The sequence below is a fragment of the Paraburkholderia atlantica genome, from assembly GCF_000092885.1.
In the GTDB taxonomy this organism is placed as follows: Bacteria; Pseudomonadota; Gammaproteobacteria; order Burkholderiales; family Burkholderiaceae; genus Paraburkholderia; species Paraburkholderia atlantica.
In genome coordinates this window covers 2,157,797-2,174,161 of the sequence record NC_014118.1, presented here as the reverse complement: position 1 = coordinate 2,174,161, position 16,365 = coordinate 2,157,797, and the positions used below count along the sequence as shown (strand labels likewise).

The following is a 16,365-nucleotide window of genomic DNA, read 5'->3' as shown; positions in this document are numbered from 1 at the left end:
GCTACGCCGTCAAGGCAGCCGGTATGCGCCGGAGTCCTGTTGCGCGTTGCTCGGGGCGCCCAGAACGTCCACATGGACGTAAGCGGCGAGCGCCTCGGGGAGCAGCGGTTTCATTGCGCGTACGCCCGCAACCGCATACGGACGAAGCAGCGCGTTGCGCCAGAATTCCTCTTTGGGCAGTTCGGTCAAGCCTGCGAGGGCGACCAGAATCAGCACCAGAACGACCCCGCGGACGAGGCCGAACATCAAACCGAGCGAGCGGTCCGCACCGCCCAGGCCCGTGACCTGCACGAGGCGGCTGAGCAGCGCGCTCACCACGCTCGTGACCAGCACTACGCCAATCGCCACGAGCGCAAAAGCCAGCAGCCACTGCGTCAACGCGCCGCCGGGCCACGTGGACGGGATATACGGGACCACATAGGCGACGAACTCGCAAGCGATGAAAAACGCCGCGATCCAGCCGATCAAACCAAACACTTCCGACAGCAAACCGCGCCAGGCGCCTCGCAGCGCCGACAAACCAATCACCGCCATTACAGCGTAGTCGAAGGCAGTGAACATCGCTCGCTTACTGTGCGCTGCCGCCGTTCGAGCCCGACACGAGGCCCGCCTCGCGGACCTTCGCTACAGCGGCGGTGGCCGCCGCGCGGTCGGCGAACGGGCCCGCACGCAGCAAGGTTAGCGTCGAACCGTCGGCTTGCTTCCTGTGCTCGGTATATGTGGGCACGCCCGCCGCTTTCAACTTCGCGGCCCAATTGCGCGCATTCGCTTCGTTCGAGAACGCGCCGAGCTGCACCGCAAAGCGGTTGCCCGGCGGCGAGGCCGGCGTGCCGGAGTTCCCGTCGGCGCTGGCAGTGGCCGGGTTCGTCTCGTCGTCGGTCGATGCCGACGGTGCGGCGGCGGGTGCTTTCGTCTGTTTGGCGGGCGCGGCGGGACTGGGGTTGGCGGCAAGCGACTGCGTTTGCGGCTTCGCGGCGGGCTTCGGCGTTGCGGCGGTGACGGTGCCGGTTGCTACGGACGGGCTCGTGCCCTGTTTCGCTGCGCTCGCTTGAGTCGATTGGATTGGTTTCGCGGCAGAGGTCGGGGCCGCCGCCGTAGTCGTAGTCGCCGCGGATGCCGCGGTCGGTGCCGGTGCGAGGCTGGACGCGGCGATGCCGCTATCGGCGGCCGGCGGATTGTCCGGCGCGACGCCGGCTTGCACGTCTTCGTTGGCGGTGGATCTGGAGACTCTCGGCGCGGGCCGGCTAGGAATGTCGATCGAGATGTCGTCGGTGACGGGCTTCGGGTGCGAATCCAACACCATCGGCAGAATGATCACCGCCGCGACGACGAGCGCGATTGCACCGACGAGCCGGCGGCGCGCGCGCTGCTTTTCCGGCAGCGTGGGGTCGAGCAGCATTGCATCTGCATCGACGGTGCGCTCGGTGCGGCGGGTACGCCGCTCGACGCGCTCACCCCGGGCGACCCGATTGGAACTGGTGTTTGCGCCGCGCCGGCTGGGCGCGTCGTCTTTCTTGCCGAACGAGAAAATTCCCATGAATCGCTTGGTTCGAGCCTGGCGCCCGCTCAGTGTTGCTGCGATTTCCGGTAGGCCATCACACCCGCTACCGTATAGAAACTGCCGAAAACCACGATTCTATCATTCTCTGACGCACGTTTTAGCGCGTCCTGGAAAGCCTCTGCCGGCGTCGCGTAACACGTGACGCTGCTGTCGGCGCTGTCTTCCACGCCGAGCTCGCGCAACACGGCTTCCAGCTCCTGCGCGGACGCGGCGCGCGGGGTCGGCAGATCGGTCACGCACCAGTGATCGATCTCGCCTTTCAGATGACTGAGCACGCCGGCGATGTCCTTGTCGCGCATCGCACCGAACACGGCGTAGGTGTACGGGAAAAAGCCCATGTTGCCGAGATTCTGCCCAAGCACGGCGGCGGCATGCGGATTGTGTCCGACGTCGAGCACGATGGACGGCTTGCCCGGCAGTACCTGGAAGCGGCCCGGCAGATCCACGTTGGCGATGCCGAGCCGGATGTCCTGCGCCGACACCGGCAGACGGTCGCGCAACGCTTCGAGCCCGGCCAGCGCCGCCGACGTGTTGATCAGCTGATTCGCGCCGCGCAGCGACGGATACGCGAGCGCCGAGCGCCGCAGCGTCGGGCCGACGTAGCTCCACTGCTGGCGCTCGCTGCCGGCCTGGCCTTCGTATCGGAAGTCGCGGCCGAACAGCCACAATTGCGCGCCGATGTTTTCCGCGTGATCAATCAGCGATTGCGGCGGCACCGGGTCCGCGCAGATTGCCGGCTTGCCGGGGCGGAAGATACCGGCTTTTTCGAAGGCGATTTTTTCGCGCGTGTCGCCGAGATAGTCGGTGTGATCGATATCGATGCTCGTGATGATCGCGCAGTCGGTATCGAGGATATTGACCGCGTCGAGACGCCCGCCGAGGCCGACTTCGAAAATCACCGCGTCGAGGCTGCGCGACGCGAACAGACTCATGATCGCTAGCGTCGTGAATTCGAAGTAGGTCAGCGAAACCGGTTTGGCCAGGCTCTGGCGCGCGGCTTCGACCGCTTCGAAATGCGGCAGCAGATCGGCGTCGCTTGCCATTGCGCCGTTGATGCGCGCGCGCTCGTTGAACGACAGCAGATGCGGCGACGTGTGGCAACCGACCGTATAGCCCGCGCGCAGCAGAATCGCTTCGAGAATCGCGCAGGTCGAGCCTTTGCCGTTCGTGCCGCCGACCGTGATGATCGGGCAGGCGAACGACAGCTGCATCGCATCGCGTACCTGGGAGATGCGGCTCAAACCCATGTCGATGCCGACCGGATGCGCGGATTCAAGGTGCGTGAGCCACGCTTCGAGAGTGGGGAATGTCGTCATCGGGTGAATCTTGAGTGAGTCGCGGTAGTTCAGTTCTGCAGTGCTGCGAAGGGTGCTGGTCAGGCGGTTGCGGTCGGGATCGCGGGTCGGCCGTCATCGGCGGAGGCCGGGTTTGTGCGCATAAACCGCGCAACGGCATCGCAGGCGACCGTAATTATCCCGGAAATGACAGCGCGCCGCTTGATTGCTCACGCGGCGCGCTATTTTTTGATTGCTTCGGTGCCCGGTTCTTACGCGACCGCGTCCGCCGGCTGATGGCTCAACAGCGCCAGCAATTGCGCGATCTCTTCGCGCAGTTTGCGACGATCGACGATCATGTCGATCGCACCCTTTTGCAGCAGAAACTCGGCGCGTTGGAATCCTTCCGGCAGCTTCTCGCGCACCGTCTGTTCGATCACGCGCGGGCCGGCAAAGCCGATCAGCGCCTTCGGCTCGGCGATCACAACGTCGCCGAGGAACGCGAAACTCGCGGACACGCCGCCCATCGTCGGGTCGGTCAGCACCGAGATGAACGGCAGCTTGGCTTCGGCCAGCTTCGTGAGCATCGCGGTGGTCTTCGCCATCTGCATCAGCGACAGCAGGCTTTCCTGCATCCGCGCACCGCCCGAAGCGGTGAAGCAGATGAACGGCACTTTCTGTTCGAGCGCGTTCTGTGCGCCGCGCGCGAAACGCTCGCCGACCACCGACCCCATCGAGCCGCCCATGAACGAGAACTCGAAGTTCGCCACGACGACCGGCAGCGTGTGAATCGCGCCGCCCATCACGACCATTGCATCGGTCTCGTCGGTTTCGTCCATCGCCTCTTTGATGCGCTCGGGATACTTGCGGCTATCTTTGAACTTCAGCGCGTCGACCGGAACGATTTCCTGGCCGATTTCGTAGCGGCCTTCCGGATCGAGCAGGCTGTCCAGCCGCTCACGTGCGCCGATGCGCATGTGATGGTCGCACTTCGGGCAAACATGCAGATTGGCCTCGACGTCGTTGCGATACAGCACGGCTTCGCACGACGGGCACTTGATCCACAGGCCTTCCGGAATTCCCTTGCGGTTCTTCGGGTCGGTTTGTTTGATTTTTGGCGGCAGCAGCTTATCGAGCCAGCTCATAGGGAATCCTTCTGGGTCAGCAGTCGCGCAAACGGCGGGACGAACCCGCCGCTCACGTTACCGCGACAAAAATAACTGTTATCGGGCAGTCGCGACGCTATCGAGCGCCTCGCGCACTTCGGCAACGAAACGCGTGAGCGTCTCGGCAGCGGCGTCGGGCGCTGCCTGTTCGAGCAATTGAACGATACGGCTGCCGATCACGACGGCATCGGCCACCTCGCCCACCGCACGCGCCGTTTGCGCGTCGCGAATGCCGAAACCGACGCCCACTGGCAGGGGGACGCGCGACTTGATGGCCGGGATTTTACTCGCGATGCTGGAAACGTCCAGATTTGCGGCGCCGGTGACCCCTTTCAGCGACACATAGTAGACGTAGCCGCTGGCGATCCGGCCGACTTCGGCGATACGTTCGTCGGTCGAAGTCGGTGCGAGCAAAAAGATTGGATCGATACCGGCAGATTGCATCTGTTGCGCGAAGTTAGCGCATTCTTCAGGCGGATAATCGACCACCAGCACACCGTCGACCCCGGCTTCTTTCGCAGCTTCAGCGAAGGCTTCGGCACCCATCCGCTCGATCGGATTCGCATAGCCCATCAGCACAACCGGGGTGTTGTCGTCGGTTTCGCGAAAGCGTTTGACGTCGGCCAGCACGTGGCGCAGCGACACGCCCTTCGCGAGCGCGCGTTCGGACGACTGTTGGATCACCGGACCGTCGGCCATCGGGTCGGAGAACGGCACGCCAAGTTCGATGACATCGGCGCCGCCGGCGGCGAGCGCGCGCATGAATTCGACCGTGCGAGCCGGGTCCGGGTCGCCAGCCGTCATGAACGGGATCAAGCCTTTCTTACCCTGGGCGGTCAGCGCGGCAAACGTGTTCTTGATACGGGACATGGAAGTATTCTCGAATTAGGGCTACTGTGCGCTCATCGCCGCGCGCCATTAGGCGAAATTAGCGGCGCGCTTCGCGCTTTTCACTGCACTTCGGTCGAAGGCTGCACTCTCGGCTTTGCTCGGGTCCGACGCGGCGCAGCAGGTGTAGCGGCGGCGCTTACGCGCTCACGCGCTATCGCGCAATAGCTCTCGTTGATCTCATAGCCGACGAATTCGCGCTGATGACGGACGCAAGCGACTGCGGTGGTGCCGCTGCCCATGAACGGGTCGAGCACGCGACCGCCCTTCGGGCAACTGGACAACACCATCCGCTCGACGATTTCCAGAGGTTTTTGTGTCGGGTGCGCGACCCGCTCGGCATGCTGCCGATGCAGACGCGAGACCGACCAGACATCCTTCGGATTATAGCCAAGCTCCAACCACTTGCTTCCTTCGAACAACTTTCGCGAACGCGCCTTCTTCGTGACGGCATCATACGGAATGCGGACGGGATCGAGATCGAAGAAGTAGTCCTTCGACACCGCGAAAAAACCGATGTTGTCGTGCACCGACGTGAAGCGGCGCGTGGTGCCACCCATACTCGGCACGCGCCGGTCCCAGATGATTTCGTTGACCATCACGAGCTTCGTCTTCAGGAAACTGAAGATTTCCGGCGCATATTGCCAGGTGCAGAAAATATAGAGCGAACCCGATGGCTTGAGCTTCGGGACAGCCAGCTCGAGCCAGCCACGCGTCCAGACGAGAAATTCCTCGCCTGTGCGCATGTCCGAGTCGTTGCCATAGTCCTTCCCCAGCCCATAAGGCGGATCACAGACAATCAGGTCGATCGACCCATCGGGAATGTTCGCTACATCGGTCAGAAAATCGCGGTTCAAGAGCTGAATGCCGGCCGGCACTTGCGCTAGCAGCGGTGCAGATGCCGCGGCCGCCGGTACTTCGGCGGCCGGATTCGTGGTTTCAATCGCCGGCTGCGGCTCGTCGAACTCGTCGCGCATCGTCGCGGCTCAGAACTGGATACCCGATCGCTCGGCGACCGTGTGCATGTCCTTGTCGCCGCGGCCCGACAGGTTGACCAACAGAATCTTGTCTTTGGACAAGGTCGGCGCGAGCTTCGTGGCATAGGCGAGCGCGTGGCTCGACTCCAATGCAGGAATAATGCCCTCGATACGACAGCAATCGTGGAACGCCTTCAGCGCCTCTTCGTCGGTGATGCCGACATATTGCGCACGATTGCTCTCTTTTAGCCACGCATGCTCGGGCCCGACGCCCGGATAGTCGAGGCCTGCCGACACCGAATGCGTCTCGATGATCTGACCGTCTTCGTCCTGCAGCAGATACGTACGGTTGCCGTGCAACACACCGGGGCTACCCCCGATCAGCGAAGCCGCGTGGCGACCCGTTTCGATGCCGTCGCCGGCCGCTTCGACACCGATCAACTGCACGGATTTGTCGTCGATATAGGGATAAAAGATACCCATCGCATTCGAACCGCCGCCAACACAAGCGATGACGGCATCTGGCTGTCGACCGGCGAGCTCGGGCATTTGCACGCGGCATTCATCGCCGATCACGCGCTGGAAGTCGCGCACCATCATCGGATACGGATGCGGACCCGCAACCGTGCCAATGATGTAGAACGTGTTTTCGACGTTGGTGACCCAGTCGCGCATCGCTTCGTTCAGCGCGTCCTTCAGCGTGCGTGAACCCGATTCGACCGGCACGACGGTCGCGCCAAGCAGCTTCATGCGGTACACGTTGGCGGCTTGGCGACGCACGTCCTCGGCGCCCATGTAGACCACGCACTCCATGCCGAAGCGCGCGCAGATCGTCGCCGTGGCCACGCCGTGCTGACCGGCACCGGTTTCCGCGATCACACGCGGCTTGCCCATGCGCTTGGCGAGCAGCGCCTGGCCGATCACGTTGTTGATCTTGTGCGCGCCGGTGTGATTGAGATCTTCACGCTTCAGATAGACCTGCGCGCCGCCGAGCAATTCGCTCCAGCGCTGTGCATGATAAATCGGGGACGGACGACCCACGAAGTACTTCAGTTCGCGCTCATATTCGGCGACGAATTCCGGGTCTTTCTGATATTTCTCGTACGCTTCGCGCAGCTCGTCGAGTGCGGAAAACAGCGTTTCGGCTACGAACACGCCGCCAAACTGGCCGAAGTGGCCTCTTTCGTCAGGCAAGTTGTACATGGTGATCACTCTTCTCAGGATGGCTCGCGGCTTTCATCGGAAAGCGCCCGCGAGCCTGAATCATTCAGCGTCCGCGGCGCGCACCGCGCGTACGAACGCCGCCATCCGGGCGTGATCTTTCACGCCCCGGGCGCCCGGCACTTCGATGCCGCTCGAGACATCGACCGCGTACGGGCGCACGCGATGGATCGCATCACTGACGTTTTGCGTGTTCAACCCACCACTCAAAACGGCCCGATGCGCGAGCTCTGCTGGAATAAGTGACCAATCGAAAACCTTCCCGCCGCCGCCGTAGCCTTCCACATGGGTGTCGAACAGAAGACCACTGGCTGCTGAATAGTTGAGCGCCGATTTTACCAAATCGGCCGATCGAGTATCCGCCGCGACTCGCAACGCACGCAACCAAGGCAAACCCGCAACGCCGGCGAGCGTCTCGCACTGTTCCGGCGTCTCGTCACCGTGGAACTGCAACAGTGTCAGGTTGACGTTGCTCGCGACTTCCTGGACCCATTCCGGCGTCGCGTTGACGAACAGGCCGACCACCGACACGAACGGTGGCACATCGCGCACGAGTTCGACCGCTTGCGCGACGCTCACCGAGCGCGCGCTCGGCGGATAGAACACCAAACCGATCGCGTCGGCGCCGAGGTCGATCGCGTGTGCGATGTCGGCGGGCTTCGACAGTCCGCACAGCTTGATGCGCGTGCGATGGGGCACGCTTTGCAAGGCGGTGGCGTCGATCTCGTTGGCGGGGTTCTCTGCTGCTTTCATGTTTCTGGTTGCTCGGTCCATATGCTGCTCCACGGCACGCTGCCCGTCGCCGGATCGGGCACGCCGAATTGCTCAGGATAGCCCACTTGCGCGAGATACAGGCCGTCGGGCATGAAGGTCGGCGCCGCGCAGTCGCGGCTACGGCTCGCGAGCACGTCGGCCATCCACGCGGCCGGGCGGCGGCCGCTGCCGATTTCGATCAGGCAACCCATCACGTTGCGCACCATGTGATGCAGGAACGCGTTCGCGCGGAAGCGGAAATGCACGAAGTTACCTTGTCGTTTGACGTCGATCCGGTACAGGTGCTTGAACGGCGTCTTCGACTGGCATTGCGACGAACGAAACGCCGAAAAGTCGTGCTCGCCGATCAGGTGCTCGGCGGCCGAGCGCATCGCGTCGACGTCGAGTGGCGTGTGCACCCAGCCGGCGCGCGTCGTGAGCATCGGCGAGCGAACCGGACTCACGTACAGCACGTAGTAATAGGTCCGCTCGAATGCCGAAAACCGCGCGTGAAAATCGTCGGGCATCGGCTTGGCCCATTGCACGCCGATTGTCTTCGGCAGAAACGCGTTCGGGCCGCGCACCCAGGAAATGTCGACGCGGTCGAGTTCGGTGTCGAAATGCACGACCTGCCCCAAGCCATGCACGCCGCGGTCAGTGCGGCCGGCGACCACCGTCTGCACGGGCGTGCGGGTGAATTCGCGCAGCGCCCGTTCGAGCTCGTCCTGAACCGTGTTGCCATGCGGCTGCGACTGCCATCCAGCGAACGCGGCGCCGTCGTACTGCACGCCTAGTGCGATGCGCTTCACGACAGCGGTGCGAGGGTCGAAAGCAACGCGCGAGCCTCAGCGCGCGTGGCCGGATCGTTCGCTTCGATCACTTCGTTGATGAGCGCGCGGGCGCCCCCCAGATCGCCGAGCTCGATGTACTCGGAGGCCAACTCCAGCTTGTTGCGCGCGATGCGGGCCAGATCGGCCTGCGTGAAGGCCGGCAGCGGCTGGGCCGGGCTCGGCGGCAACTCGAGATCGAAGTCGAGCTTCAGCGCGCCGAAGCCAGCCGCGCCCAGACCCGCGACGGCGCCGTGACCCGCTGTGCCGGCGGCGATCTGGTCGGCGATGTGCGGCGCGTCGTCTGCGCCGTGGACGCCGAAGGCCTGCTGCGCGGTCGTGTCGGGCGATGCGACCGGTTGCGTCGACAGCGACTTGGGAGGCTCCGCTTCGCCGACGGTGGGCACTTCGATGCGCGGCGGCAGCGGCATGTTCAGGCTACCGAATGCGTCGACGGCGTCGCGCGGGAATTCGGTCGGCGCGGACGGCGCGGGTTGCGCCGGCACGGGGATGTTGCTGAACGGCTGACCGAGCGACGTGGTGGCGCGCGGTTCGATCTGGTGTTGCGGGAAATCGATCACTGGGGGTGGAACGTTCAAGGGGGACTGCGGTTCGGCCGTCGCGGTGTGCGGTGCGGTCGAGGGCGTTTCTGTTGGGCTTGGGGTTGTGGTCGCGCCTGTCGCTTTATCTGCCGTCGGGCTTTCCGGGGATTCTTCGTCCCATTGCACGCGGTGCGCGTCCTCGTCCTGCGTCGCGCCGATGACCGGTGCGAGCGGTCCCAGAGGCAACGCGTCGGCGCCGAGTTCTGCCGCGGCGGCGAGATTGGCGGCCGTGGCCGCGGAGCGCAGCGTCTCGTCAGCGGCCGGTGCGATCGCTGGTGGTTCACTGGACGGCTCGCTTTCGCCGGATAGCGGGATGCCGGCGAGTGGCGCCGTCGGTGCGCTGTGTTCGGGTGTGCCTGCTTGCCGTGCTGCCTGTTCCTCTGCAGCGCGCTCGGAGGCGATGCGTTCTGCTGCTGTGCGTTCCGCTTCCGCATGTTCGGCGGCGACGCGTGCTGCTTCTTGTTCGGCGGCTGCGCGTTCCGCTGCCGCGCGTTCCGCCGCGGCTTGTTCCTCGGCCGTTGCTCGCTCTGCTGCGGCTCGCTCCTCTGCCGCCTGTTCGGCTGCTGCTCTTTCCGCGGCGGCCTGCTCGGCTGCCGCACGTTCTGCCGCCGCGCTTTCTGCCGCTGCCCGCTCGGCTGCCTCACGCTCCGCAGCCGCATGCTCCGCCGCTGCCGCAGCAGCCGCCTGCCGTGCAAGCTCCTGCTCTCGCGCGTCCGATGCTTCCTTGACCGCCGCCTGCCCTGCCACGGCGCTGCCATTGCTTGAATCGGCATCACGCGCCGACCCCGCCACTGCGGCATCGGTTGCCTCGGCAGCCCGTGCCGCAGCCTCCTTATCGCGCTTGCGGCGACCCATGCGCAGAGCGGCGAGCAGAACGATCAGTGCCGCGCCCACCGCCGCCGCAATGCTCAGGTCCCGCTGAGACAGGCCGCCCTCATTCGTCGGCGACGTCGCCGCATTCGCGTGCTGCGGCGCCGCGGGCGCTGTCGCCGCGGAACCTGCCGCTGCCGGCTGCGCACTGCTAGTAGGCTTGGGGCCCGAAGCGACCGGCACTCCGCCGATACCGTGCTTCTGCAACTCCATCAGCACACGGTTTTTCAGCGCCAGCAATTGCTGCAGGCTCGACACCTGCTGACGCGGCTGCGAAGCCGCCTGCGCGGCTGCGGCCGTCGGTGCAGTCGCGGTTGGCGCCGACGGCGCTTGTCCGGCAGGCGCGCTCGCCGCCGGTTGAATCGATCCGGTCCATTCCTGCGTGCCACTCCCCGCCACCGGCGCCGAGCCAGCCGCCGGCGCGGACGAAGCCACGCCTCCCGCCGACGCGCCAGTCGTTACCGCCGCGCTGGCCGCGCCAGACACCTCGGATGCGGCTGGCGTCGTCGCTTGAGCTGCGGCGCTGGCCGCACTCGCCGTGCTGGCGGCCACCGCGGCCGGCGCCGCCGTCGGCGCGGAAGCGGGCGCAGCCGCCGTGGACTCCGACGCCCCTGCCGCGGCGCCAGTCGACGAAGCCGACAAGGCCCCCGACGCATCGAGCGCCGGCACGATCAACACCGCGCCCACACGCATGCGGCTCGGATCATGATTCATGAAGGCAGCCGGATTCGTGTCGAACAATGCGCGCGTCGCGCGCGCGAGAACCGCGCGGTCACGCGACTGCGTAATAGCGATCGCGACATCGTTCAGCGACTGCCCCGCGCGTACCGTGTACTGAGTGCCCGCGGCAACAGCAACGACAGAGGTAGTTGAACTGCCAGCGGAAGCGGTATCCGGCGCGCTCGTGACACTAGCCGGCGCGGCAAGCGCATTGACCGCGCCACCACCGAGCAGCGCAACGGCGAAAGCGGCACCAGCGGCCATCGCCGCCGGACGGCTGCTTAATCGCACCTTCTCGTGACAAATGAACATGGCCCGAAGAGCGGAGCGTCGAAAGTTCATCGGGACTCCTGGCGCGTCAGCGCGCAGCCTTTTTTGCGAGTGGAAAGAGACAAGATAATCGGAGCACAGAATGAAAAAAGCGCCGCGCAAGCGCGACGCTTCTTGAGTTGTCTACGCGTCGTGAGCGCGTAGTTTACTTTACTTGTCGAGCACAATGCGAAGCATACGACGCAGCGGTTCGGCCGCGCCCCACAGCAACTGATCGCCGACAGTGAAGGCCGACAGATATTCGCCACCCATCGCGAGCTTGCGCACGCGGCCGACCGGCACCGTCAGCGTACCGGTGACGACCGCCGGGGACAGATCGCGCATCGACGCTTCGCGCTCGTTCGGCACGACCTTGACCCAGTCGTTGCCCGACGCGAGGATGCTGTTCACTTCGTCGAGCGGCACGTCCTTGTTCAGCTTGATCGTGAGCGCTTGCGAGTGGCAGCGCATTGCGCCGATCCGCACGCACAGACCGTCGACCGGAATCGCGCCCGGCGTGCCCATGGCCGGCTTGCCGAGAATCTTGTTGGTTTCCGCGCCGCCCTTCCACTCTTCCTTCGACATGCCGTTGCCGAGATCCTTGTCGATCCACGGAATCAGCGAGCCCGCGAGCGGCACGCCGAAATGGTCGGTCGGCATGCTGTCGCTGTTCATCGCTTCGAGCACGCGACGGTCGATGTCGAGAATCGCCGAAGCCGGGTCTGCCAGTTCGTTCTTCACTGCGCCATGCAGCGTGCCCATTTGCGACAGCAATTCGCGCATGTTCTGCGCGCCTGCGCCCGATGCGGCCTGGTACGTCATGGCCGTCATCCAGTCGACGAGGTTTTCGCGGAACAGGCCGCCCAGCGCCATCAGCATCAGGCTGACCGTGCAGTTGCCGCCGATGAAGTTCTTCTGACCTTTGACGAGCGCGTTCTTGATTACGTCGAGGTTGACCGGATCGAGAATGATGACCGCATCGTCCTTCATGCGCAGCGACGAAGCCGCGTCGATCCAGTAGCCGTTCCAGCCCACTGCGCGCAGCTTCGGGAACACTTCGTTCGTATAGTCACCGCCCTGGCAGGAGATGATCGCGTCGCACTTCTTCAGGTCTTCGATGCTTGTCGCATCTTTGAGCTTGGTCTCGTTTTTGGCGAACGACGGCGCGTTGCCGCCCGCGTTGCTGGTGCTGAAAAACACCGGTTCGATCAAGTCGAAATCGCCTTCCTGCTGCATGCGCTGCATCAGGACGCTGCCGACCATGCCGCGCCAACCTACGAGACCTACGTTCATGACTTCATACCCTTCGAATGGAAACTTCCCCGCATCTTTGCCCGCAGTGACCGCGCGGGGAAGATGGGCGGGCACGACGGACGATCAGCGCTTCGTGATCGTTTTCGGGGTAATGGTTTTGATGGTAATGGCGAACTCGATTGCACCGGCCGTTGTGCCGCGCAATTTGGAAATCGAGGAGATTTGGGAGATCTGAGCCATCACAACAATATACACGAAAACAGAAAACTGGCGGCGTTCTTCGCCGTATGACGCGCGATTCGGCCTGTTTCAAGGCCGAATCGCGCTTTAAAGGTCAATATTGGTGACCTGACTACCGCACGCGTTTTACAGCGCGGCAACGACGGCGTCGCCCATCGCGGCGGTGCCGACCTGCTTGCAACCCGGCGTGAGAATGTCGCCGGTGCGATAGCCCTGTTCGAGCACCTTCTTCACCGCGGTCTCTATGCGATCAGCCTGCTCGGCCTTGTTCAGCGAATAGCGCAACATCATCGCGGCGGAGAGAATCGTAGCGAGCGGATTCGCAACACCCTTGCCGGCGATATCCGGCGCGGAACCGTGCGACGGCTCGTACAAGCCCTTGTTGTTCTTGTCGAGCGACGCCGACGGCAGCATGCCGATCGAGCCGGTCAGCATCGCTGCTTCGTCGGAGAGGATGTCGCCGAACATGTTGCCGGTCACGATCACGTCGAACGACTTCGGCGCCTTCACGAGTTGCATCGCGGCGTTATCGACGTACATGTGCGACAGCTCGACGTCCGTGTATTCCTTCGACACGTCGATCATCACGTCCTTCCAGAACTGCGACGTTTCGAGCACGTTGGCTTTATCGACCGAGGTCAGCTTCTTGCCGCGCTTTTGCGCCGCCTGGAACGCGACGTGCGCGATGCGGCGCACTTCCGGTTCCGAATAGCGCATCGTGTCGAAGCCTTCTTTCGCGCCGGCGAACAGCCCGTCCGGCGACGTACGCACGCCGCGCGGCGCGCCGAAGTAGATGTCGCCGTTCAGTTCGCGCACGATCAGGATGTCGAGACCCGAAACGATCTCTTCCTTCAGCGACGACGCGCCCGTCAGTTGCGGGTAGCAGATCGCCGGACGGAAGTTCGCGAACAGCTCCAGGTGCTTGCGCAGACCGAGGATCGCCTGCTCAGGGCGCAACGCGCGTTCGAGCTTGTCGTATTTCCAGTCGCCGACCGCGCCGAACAGGATCGCGTCGGCTTCCTTGGCCAGTGCGAGCGTCGAATCGGGCAGCGGATGGCCCTTCGCTTCGTAGCCCGCGCCGCCGACCGGCGCTTCTTCGAGTTCGAACTTCTCGCCGAGCACGTTCAGGATCTTGACAGCCTCCTTAACGATTTCGGGACCGATGCCGTCGCCCGGCAATACTGCGATCTTCATGCGAATTCCTTGATGATTTTTTCGAGTCTTTCTGGCGCAAACCGACGCGCGCGCGCGGACTTCACGCGCCTACGCTCTCACGGGTTCGGTTAACGAACGAGGCGATTGTTCAACCACGGTTGCTTCGCGAGACGCTCCGCTTCGAACTGGCGGATCTTGTCCTCGTGACGCAGCGTGAGGCCGATGTCGTCGAAACCGTTCAGCAGGCAGTACTTGCGGAACGCCGCGACTTCGAACGGATATTCGGTGCCGCCGTCGGCCGTGCGCACGACTTGCGCTTCGAGGTCGATGGTCAGCTCGAAGCCGTTGAACGCATACGTCTCGTTGAACAGATGATCGACCTGCTGTTCGGTCAGCACGATCGGCAGCACGCCGTTCTTGAAGCAGTTGTTGTAAAAGATGTCGGCGAAGCTCGGCGCGATCAGCGCGCGAAAGCCGTACTGCTGCAATGCCCAGGGGGCGTGTTCGCGCGAGCTGCCGCAGCCGAAGTTCTTGCGCGCGAGCAGCACCGAGGCGCCCTGGTAGCGCGGCTGGTTCAGCACGAAGTCCGGGTTCAGCGGGCGCTTCGAGTTGTCCTGGCCCGGTTCGCCGTGGTCGAGGTAGCGCCATTCGTCGAACGCGTTCGGACCGAAACCGGTGCGCTTGATCGACTTCAGGAACTGCTTCGGAATGATCGCGTCCGTGTCGACGTTCTCGCGATCGAGCGGCGCCACGACGCCGGTGTGTACGATGAATTTATCCATGACGCTTGCGCCTGTTCAGGACCGGGCGATGCGACCGGCGGCTGGAAACCCCCGCGCCGCATCGCCGGCAAAAATCAAAAACCGCTTATTTCTCAGCGTGATTGCTGATCGAATTGCCGAGGTGCGACATGTCCTGGCCGAATCCGTGCACCGTGTTGCATCCGGCCAGCCCGAGCAGCAGCCCGGCGAGCGTGCCGAGTGCGAAGCGGCGCAATAGAGTGATGCGATTCATGTTCTTCATCATGCGATTCATCCAAGCTTGCGAATGTCGACGAAATGCCCTTCGATGGCTGCAGCCGCGGCCATTGCGGGGCTCACCAGGTGCGTGCGCCCACCGGCGCCCTGACGACCTTCGAAGTTCCGATTCGACGTGGACGCGCAGCGCTCGCCCGGCTCGAGCCGGTCGGCGTTCATTGCCAGACACATCGAGCAACCCGGTTCACGCCATTCGAACCCGGCCTCGGTAAAGACCTTGTCGAGGCCTTCACGCTCCGCCTGCGCCTTCACGAGACCCGAACCCGGCACGACCATCGCCAGACGGATGTTCGGCGCGACGCGGCGGCCGAGCTTCTTCACGACGTAAGCCGCGGCGCGAATGTCTTCGATGCGCGCGTTGGTGCACGACCCGATGAAGATTTTATCCGGCTTGATCGACTCGATCGGCGCGTTCGGCTCGAGCGCCATGTACTTGAGCGCGCGTTCCATCGCGTCGCGCTTGACCGGGTCCTTCTCGCGCTCCGGATCCGGCACGCGGCCGTCGACCGGCGTAACCATTTCCGGCGACGTGCCCCACGTGACCTGCGGCACGATTTCGGCGGCGTTCAACTCGACCACGTGATCGAAGTGCGCGCCCTCGTCTGACTTGAACTGCTTCCAGTACTCGACCGCGTGATCCCACTCGGCGCCCTGCGGCGAGAACGGGCGGCCTTTCAGGTATTCGACCGTGGTGTCGTCGACGGCGACCATGCCGGCGCGCGCGCCCGCTTCGATCGCCATGTTGCAGACCGTCATGCGGCCTTCCATCGTCAGCGAACGGATCGTCGAGCCGCCGAATTCCATCGCGTAGCCGGTACCGCCCGCGGTGCCGATCTTGCCGATGATCGCGAGCACGATGTCCTTCGCGGTACAGCCGCGCGGCAGTTGGCCCTCGACCTTCACGAGCATGTTCTTGCTCTTCTTCTGCAACAGCGTCTGCGTGGCCAGCACGTGCTCGACTTCGGACGTGCCGATGCCGTGCGCGAGCGCGCCGAACGCGCCGTGCGTGGACGTGTGCGAGTCGCCGCAGACGATCGTCATACCCGGCAGCGTAGCACCCTGTTCCGGCCCGATGATGTGGACGATGCCCTGGCGCTGGTCGTTCATCTTGAACTGCGTGATGCCGAAGGCGTCGCAGTTCGTGTCGAGCGTGTCGACCTGCAGCTTCGAGACCGGATCGGCGATGCCGTGGCTGCGGTCCGTGGTCGGCACGTTGTGATCGGACACGGCCAGATTCGCGCTGATGCGCCACACCGGACGGTGGGCCATTTTCAGGCCTTCGAACGCCTGCGGGCTGGTCACTTCATGCAGCAGGTGACGGTCGATGTAAAGAATCGCTGTGCCGTCGTCTTCCGTGTGGACCACGTGCGTGTTCCACAATTTGTCGTAGAGAGTCTGTGCCATGGTATGCGGGGTAGTAATGACTGCGGGCTGACTGTGTCGGTCGATTATGCCACGCGCCGCACCGCGATGGGCTGCTTAAAGAGCGAAAAAACCGATAAAAAACATAG

The 16,365-nt window shown here is 64.0% G+C and carries 16 protein-coding genes; 1 reads left to right on the top strand and 15 read right to left on the bottom strand.

Annotated elements, in window-relative coordinates; genetic code table 11:
- Positions 1-9: 9 nt before the first annotated feature.
- The 11 genes from BC1002_RS25820 to asd all read right to left on the bottom strand — a co-directional run bounded on the left by BC1002_RS25820 (position 10) and on the right by asd (position 12,461).
- On the bottom strand, positions 10-561 hold the full coding sequence (locus tag BC1002_RS25820; RefSeq protein WP_013092949.1) for a CvpA family protein: 552 nt from the start codon (positions 559-561) through the stop codon (positions 10-12).
- Between the two features lie 7 nt (positions 562-568).
- The gene (locus BC1002_RS25815; protein ID WP_013092948.1) at positions 569-1,537 is read right to left on the bottom strand and encodes an SPOR domain-containing protein; all 969 of its coding nucleotides are present in this window, start codon (positions 1,535-1,537) and stop codon (positions 569-571) included.
- Between the two features lie 29 nt (positions 1,538-1,566).
- On the bottom strand, positions 1,567-2,877 hold the full coding sequence (gene folC / locus BC1002_RS25810; protein WP_013092947.1) for a bifunctional tetrahydrofolate synthase/dihydrofolate synthase: 1,311 nt from the start codon (positions 2,875-2,877) through the stop codon (positions 1,567-1,569).
- 230 nt (positions 2,878-3,107) lie between these two features.
- Positions 3,108-3,980, bottom strand: a complete 873-nt coding sequence (gene accD, locus BC1002_RS25805; RefSeq protein ID WP_013092946.1) for an acetyl-CoA carboxylase, carboxyltransferase subunit beta — start codon at positions 3,978-3,980, stop codon at positions 3,108-3,110.
- A gap of 78 nt (positions 3,981-4,058) precedes the next feature.
- The gene (gene trpA / locus BC1002_RS25800; protein WP_013092945.1) at positions 4,059-4,871 is read right to left on the bottom strand and encodes a tryptophan synthase subunit alpha; all 813 of its coding nucleotides are present in this window, start codon (positions 4,869-4,871) and stop codon (positions 4,059-4,061) included.
- Positions 4,872-4,951: 80 nt separating this feature from the next.
- The gene (locus BC1002_RS25795) at positions 4,952-5,866 is read right to left on the bottom strand and encodes a DNA-methyltransferase (protein WP_013092944.1); all 915 of its coding nucleotides are present in this window, start codon (positions 5,864-5,866) and stop codon (positions 4,952-4,954) included.
- A gap of 9 nt (positions 5,867-5,875) precedes the next feature.
- Positions 5,876-7,069, bottom strand: a complete 1,194-nt coding sequence (trpB, locus tag BC1002_RS25790) for a tryptophan synthase subunit beta (protein WP_013092943.1) — start codon at positions 7,067-7,069, stop codon at positions 5,876-5,878.
- A gap of 60 nt (positions 7,070-7,129) precedes the next feature.
- Positions 7,130-7,840 (bottom strand): phosphoribosylanthranilate isomerase, encoded by a 711-nt coding sequence (locus tag BC1002_RS25785; protein ID WP_041735215.1) that lies wholly within the window; start codon positions 7,838-7,840, stop codon positions 7,130-7,132.
- Entirely contained in the window at positions 7,837-8,649 is an 813-nt protein-coding gene (gene truA / locus BC1002_RS25780) for a tRNA pseudouridine(38-40) synthase TruA (RefSeq protein WP_013092941.1), read from the bottom strand. The genes BC1002_RS25785 and truA overlap by 4 nt, the downstream gene beginning before the upstream one ends.
- Positions 8,646-11,201 carry a motility hub landmark protein FimV gene (locus BC1002_RS25775; RefSeq protein WP_013092940.1) on the bottom strand — a complete coding sequence of 852 codons (2,556 nt, stop codon included), beginning with the start codon at positions 11,199-11,201 and terminating at the stop codon, positions 8,646-8,648. Before BC1002_RS25775 ends, truA begins: the two co-directional genes overlap by 4 nt.
- Before the next feature lie 138 nt (positions 11,202-11,339).
- A complete protein-coding gene (gene asd, locus BC1002_RS25770) occupies positions 11,340-12,461 on the bottom strand; it encodes an aspartate-semialdehyde dehydrogenase (protein ID WP_013092939.1) in 1,122 nt (373 codons plus the stop codon).
- Here asd and BC1002_RS37940 point away from each other — a divergent pair.
- A complete protein-coding gene (locus tag BC1002_RS37940) occupies positions 12,460-12,657 on the top strand; it encodes a hypothetical protein (protein ID WP_157874755.1) in 198 nt (65 codons plus the stop codon). The two genes, asd and BC1002_RS37940, sit on opposite strands and share 2 nt — an antisense overlap.
- Before the next feature lie 131 nt (positions 12,658-12,788).
- Here BC1002_RS37940 and leuB read toward each other — a convergent pair whose 3' ends face one another.
- The 4 genes from leuB to leuC form a co-directional block, all read right to left on the bottom strand.
- A complete protein-coding gene (gene leuB / locus BC1002_RS25765) occupies positions 12,789-13,856 on the bottom strand; it encodes a 3-isopropylmalate dehydrogenase (RefSeq protein WP_013092938.1) in 1,068 nt (355 codons plus the stop codon).
- An 89-nt stretch (positions 13,857-13,945) separates the two neighbouring features.
- Positions 13,946-14,599, bottom strand: coding sequence for a 3-isopropylmalate dehydratase small subunit (gene leuD / locus BC1002_RS25760; RefSeq protein WP_013092937.1), 654 nt, complete (start codon positions 14,597-14,599; stop codon positions 13,946-13,948).
- Positions 14,600-14,684: 85 nt separating this feature from the next.
- Positions 14,685-14,843 carry an entericidin A/B family lipoprotein gene (locus BC1002_RS25755; protein ID WP_013092936.1) on the bottom strand — a complete coding sequence of 53 codons (159 nt, stop codon included), beginning with the start codon at positions 14,841-14,843 and terminating at the stop codon, positions 14,685-14,687.
- Positions 14,844-14,848: 5 nt separating this feature from the next.
- A complete protein-coding gene (gene leuC / locus BC1002_RS25750) occupies positions 14,849-16,258 on the bottom strand; it encodes a 3-isopropylmalate dehydratase large subunit (protein ID WP_013092935.1) in 1,410 nt (469 codons plus the stop codon).
- Positions 16,259-16,365 lie beyond the last annotated feature (107 nt).

Bases quoted from the DNA above. Each gene is read 5' to 3' on its own strand.
- BC1002_RS25755 (WP_013092936.1), bottom strand. From the start codon at position 14,843: ATGATGAAGAACATGAATCGCATCACTCTATTGCGCCGCTTCGCACTC.
- BC1002_RS37940 (WP_157874755.1), top strand. From the start codon at position 12,460: ATGACTTCATACCCTTCGAATGGAAACTTCCCCGCATCTTTGCCCGCA.
- asd (WP_013092939.1), bottom strand. From the start codon at position 12,461: ATGAACGTAGGTCTCGTAGGTTGGCGCGGCATGGTCGGCAGCGTCCTG.
- BC1002_RS25820 (WP_013092949.1), bottom strand. From the start codon at position 561: ATGTTCACTGCCTTCGACTACGCTGTAATGGCGGTGATTGGTTTGTCG.
- leuD (WP_013092937.1), bottom strand. From the start codon at position 14,599: ATGGATAAATTCATCGTACACACCGGCGTCGTGGCGCCGCTCGATCGC.
- trpB (WP_013092943.1), bottom strand. From the start codon at position 7,069: ATGTACAACTTGCCTGACGAAAGAGGCCACTTCGGCCAGTTTGGCGGC.
- BC1002_RS25785 (WP_041735215.1), bottom strand. From the start codon at position 7,840: ATGAAAGCAGCAGAGAACCCCGCCAACGAGATCGACGCCACCGCCTTG.
- BC1002_RS25815 (WP_013092948.1), bottom strand. From the start codon at position 1,537: ATGGGAATTTTCTCGTTCGGCAAGAAAGACGACGCGCCCAGCCGGCGC.
- leuC (WP_013092935.1), bottom strand. From the start codon at position 16,258: ATGGCACAGACTCTCTACGACAAATTGTGGAACACGCACGTGGTCCAC.
- accD (WP_013092946.1), bottom strand. From the start codon at position 3,980: ATGAGCTGGCTCGATAAGCTGCTGCCGCCAAAAATCAAACAAACCGAC.
- BC1002_RS25795 (WP_013092944.1), bottom strand. From the start codon at position 5,866: ATGCGCGACGAGTTCGACGAGCCGCAGCCGGCGATTGAAACCACGAAT.
- trpA (WP_013092945.1), bottom strand. From the start codon at position 4,871: ATGTCCCGTATCAAGAACACGTTTGCCGCGCTGACCGCCCAGGGTAAG.
- BC1002_RS25775 (WP_013092940.1), bottom strand. From the start codon at position 11,201: ATGAACTTTCGACGCTCCGCTCTTCGGGCCATGTTCATTTGTCACGAG.
- leuB (WP_013092938.1), bottom strand. From the start codon at position 13,856: ATGAAGATCGCAGTATTGCCGGGCGACGGCATCGGTCCCGAAATCGTT.
- folC (WP_013092947.1), bottom strand. From the start codon at position 2,877: ATGACGACATTCCCCACTCTCGAAGCGTGGCTCACGCACCTTGAATCC.